A 3,818-nucleotide genomic window follows, 5' to 3' on the forward strand; every position below is an offset into this window, starting at 1 on the left:
CACCGGCTCGCCACATACCTCTCACCGAGAGTATGAGGCGAGCCGGTGAGGCGAGAAACGCTTAAGGAGAATAACGTGATATTCGACAAACTGAATCATTTGCTGTCGCCGGTAGCAAATGCCGTCCTGGCTTTTATTGCTTTTTTGCAGGCGCATCAGCTGGCGTTAGCGCTGCTGTCCGGCGTCATGCTGCCTTTTATATTTTCTGCGAGACACGGCGGGCAGGAAAAGCCGACGTTTCTGCAAAGGATCTTAATTCTGCTTTCCATGATCTGTTTTGTTTTCGGCACGATAGCGCCGGTGGCCGTCTGGTTTTTACAGCGCATTTATGGCCGGGAAGATATCGCCAGCCCGCCGCTGCTGACCTGGACAATGGCGCTGCTGTTTACCGTCGCCGGGTTTATTCTGCATGTAATTTTACGGCGTCTGATCTCGCCTGAATTTGACAAGGTCAAACGTGGCATGGTGAAAAAAACCAGCATGGAGCGCGACCGCAGAACCGACGTTCGCCGGGTAAAAGAGATTTTACCCGTCTCCACCGAATACGATCCGATGGATTACATCGATCTGAATAAGGGTGTTTTTATCGGGCTGAGCCGCGAGGGCGAGCCGCAGTATATTCCGTTAAAAGAATGGCAGACCCAGCACGCCGACATTATCGGCACCACCGGTGCCGGTAAGGGCGTCGTGACCGGTATTCTGCTTTATCAGAGTATCCTCGCCGACGAGGGCGTTTTTGTGCTCGACCCCAAAAACGACGAGTGGGCACCGCACCTGTATAAAAAGGCGTGCGCGGACGCCGGAAAACCCTTCGTGCTTATCGATCTGAATAAGCAGGAATACCAGATGAACCTTATCGACGGTATCACCGCCGATCATCTGGAGGAATTATTCGTAGCCGGTTTCAGCCTGGCGGAAAAAGGCGAGGCGGCGGATTTTTACCGTATCGACGATCGCAAGGCGGCGAGAACGGCGGCGCAGTTCGTGAAGGATAATCCGGGCGCAACCGTGCGGGATATTTATAACGGCGATTATGTCCAGGGCATCGGCGAAACGATTAAAGCCTTTCACGGTAAAACCGAGGAGCTTGCGATGCTCAACAGCATTAACGCGCCCGGCGGTTTTGCGCTGAAGGAGATTTTCGACAAAGGCGGCTGCTGCTACATCATCGGCTCGATGCGTAACTCTAAAATCATCACCGCGCAGCGCATGATTTTAGTTCGCCTGTTCCAGCTCGCGGAATTACGCGACCGCGTCGCGGGAAATATCCGCCCCATCGCCATCTTTAAAGATGAGGTGAAATATCACCTGTCAAAACCTGCGCTCGAAGGGTTAGGCGCGGCGCGTGATAAAGGCGTACATATTTTAATGGCGCACCAGTCGATTGCCGACCTGCGCGACTGTCCGGCGGATTTAAACGGCGACGCCGTTGTGGGTGCGGTCGTGGAAAACTGCAAGTTTAAGCTGGTTTATAAACTTCAGGATCCGGACACCGCCGAATGGATTGCGCGCATGTCGGGCACGATTTTAGTCGATGATGAAAGCCGGAAAGTCACCACCACGGCGGTGCTGACGGAAAAAGTCGATAACGAGCGTATGCTTCGCCAGGCGGAAAGCTATTACATCGACAGCAATATGCTCCAGAACCTGCCGAAGTTCGTCAGCTATATCTTCAGCCAGAACGCGCTCGCGTTCCCGTCGTTAATCTCACCGCTCAAGGTTAAAAAAGCCCCGCTGGAGCTGTATTCTCTGCCGCCGGTTGCAGCGGCTACCGTGGCTGAAGTTAAACCGGTACTGGATCTGGATTTTGATACGACAGCTCCGGCACCTGACATTTTTCCCGACAGCACCACGGCCACCAAGAAACCCCCAGTACCGCCAATTCCTACACCTCCGGTGCAGCCTGACGAGGAGTGGCTGATGGCATCACAGCCCACACCAAGTGACGAAATTCATTCGTTGCTGGATTTATAAATTTTCAGGAGGCTTTATGCTCTTAATGAACAATACCGAACGCCGGGAACGTAATCATGAAAAAATCCGCATTCTCCTGAATTTTTTGAAAGAAGAAACTTACAGCGACTTCAACACACTAAAGTTATTGTTTGATTTCAAAAATCATAAATCAGTCTATGCATTGTTAAATAAGGTTGAGAAGATGGGACTGATTCAAAAATATGTATACGAATCCCATTCTTTAAAACTCTCAATCTGGGGCATTACTGCCGACGGTCTGGCCGTGATCCTGACAGACGACGATAAGGTGATGCCCGCCCGCTTTGAACCCTACCGCCTGACCGGCTGGTCACTCGACCATCACCTTGATAACCAGCTCGTGCGCCTGACGCTGGAGAAGAACGGCGCGACGGGGTGGATTAACGGCGACCGCTCAACGTTCCTCAGTCAGTACAGCGTCAAACACCGTCCCGACGGGCTTATCAGCCTGCCGGACGGCAGGCTGATCGCCGTTGAAACCGAGCGACGCATTAAAACAAAGGCGCGCTATCAGTCCATCATGGCGAGCCACCTGCTGGCTATCAGCGATAAAAAATGGCGGTACGTGTTTTACGTCGCCCCGGACGAGGCGAAAAAGCGCGCCCTGAAGATTATTTTTGACAGCATTACCAGCGTGATCGTGAAAAACCAGCATGTACCACTGGAGGCAAAACACCGGGATGTCTTTCGCTTTTATACCCTCGATGAACTGAAAAGCCTGGAGCTGGACAACTATGCGTAAAACCGCCCTTCTGGCGCTGGCCGCCGCCCTTTGTGTGCCTGTTTTCTCCACTGCCGCGCCCGTCCTGACGGCGGGTTTTTCACCGTCTGACGGGCGCCCTGCCCTTGAGGTCGTACTCGGCGCCATAAACAACGCCAGGCAGAGCATTGACGTCGCGGCCTACAGCTTCACCAGTAAGCCGGTCGCGACGGCGCTCGCAGGTGCTAACCGGCGCGGCGTGGCCGTGCGCGTGGTGGCCGACGAAAAGGCCAACAGCGACCGCTACACCGCCGTGACGTATCTGATAAACCAGGGCGTACCGGTGCACCTTAACGGCCGTTACGCCATCATGCACAACAAGTTTATGGTGATCGACAGCAAAAACGTCCAGACCGGGTCGTTTAACTACACGGCCAGCGCCGTTTCGCGCAACGCGGAAAACGTGCTGCTGATCGAGGATGCGCCGCAGCTGGCGGAGGCGTACCAGCGAGAATTTAACCGCCTCTGGGATGAGGGCACCCCGCTGAATGCCCGGTATTGAATCAGCCCCGTCTTCGGACGGGGCTTTTTTTTACTCCACTTCCAGCCAGGCTTTACGCCCTTCAAGATGCAGCGCTTTCAGCATGGCGATCACGTCTTCAGCCGATCTCCCGCCATAGTTAAGTCGGGTCTGCTCCCCTTCAAACTCCACCATGATAATGGTGTCCAGCGTTACCGAAAGTAGCTCGCGCAGCTCCCGTAACGTCTGCCCTGTACTGCGTGAATGCATGCACTGCGTGATACGGTTGGCCACCTCCTGGCACAGTCCCGTCACGGCCTCGCGGTATGCGAGACGCTGGCAGCAGTTGTCCTCGATGTCGCTGATAAGTTTAACCACCGCCGTTTTGACGGTTTTGATTTCAGGACATTTCGTTTTTGGGGAGCCTGACTGCTCCAGCGGGGATACGCTGGTCGCCGGGGCAGCTTTAGGGGCGGTTGTCGGGGTATGCAGGTTCATCGTCATGGTCGTTTCTCCGTCTGTGTGAATTTCGTCTTCGTATCGCCTGACGGTTCGGACTGCCCGGAGTCGTTCTGGTCAGCAGGGGCGCGCAGCGTGCCATTT

General features: G+C 54.5%; 4 protein-coding genes. 3 read left to right on the forward strand and 1 reads right to left on the reverse strand.

What is annotated here, in order from left to right:
• Positions 1 to 75: 75 nt before the first annotated feature.
• The 3 genes from L977_RS14070 to L977_RS14080 are packed head-to-tail and all read left to right on the forward strand — an operon-like array spanning position 76 to position 3,257.
• Positions 76 to 1,974: a type IV secretory system conjugative DNA transfer family protein gene (locus tag L977_RS14070; protein WP_047626012.1), complete on the forward strand. Its 1,899-nt coding sequence runs from the start codon at positions 76 to 78 to the stop codon at positions 1,972 to 1,974.
• Between the two features lie 16 nt (positions 1,975 to 1,990).
• Complete coding sequence (gene mobC, locus L977_RS14075; protein WP_047626013.1) at positions 1,991 to 2,737, forward strand: MobC family replication-relaxation protein; 747 nt, start codon at positions 1,991 to 1,993, stop codon at positions 2,735 to 2,737.
• Positions 2,730 to 3,257: a phospholipase D family nuclease gene (locus L977_RS14080; protein ID WP_047626014.1), complete on the forward strand. Its 528-nt coding sequence runs from the start codon at positions 2,730 to 2,732 to the stop codon at positions 3,255 to 3,257. The genes mobC and L977_RS14080 overlap by 8 nt, the downstream gene beginning before the upstream one ends.
• A gap of 30 nt (positions 3,258 to 3,287) precedes the next feature.
• On the opposite strand, the gene L977_RS14085 is transcribed toward L977_RS14080, so the two are convergent.
• Entirely contained in the window at positions 3,288 to 3,719 is a 432-nt protein-coding gene (locus tag L977_RS14085; protein WP_047626015.1) for a hypothetical protein, read from the reverse strand.
• Between the last annotated feature and the right edge of the window lie 99 nt (positions 3,720 to 3,818).

It is taken from the genome of Enterobacter sp. ZOR0014 (assembly GCF_000798855.1).
In the GTDB taxonomy this organism is placed as follows: Bacteria; Pseudomonadota; Gammaproteobacteria; order Enterobacterales; family Enterobacteriaceae; genus Enterobacter; species Enterobacter kobei.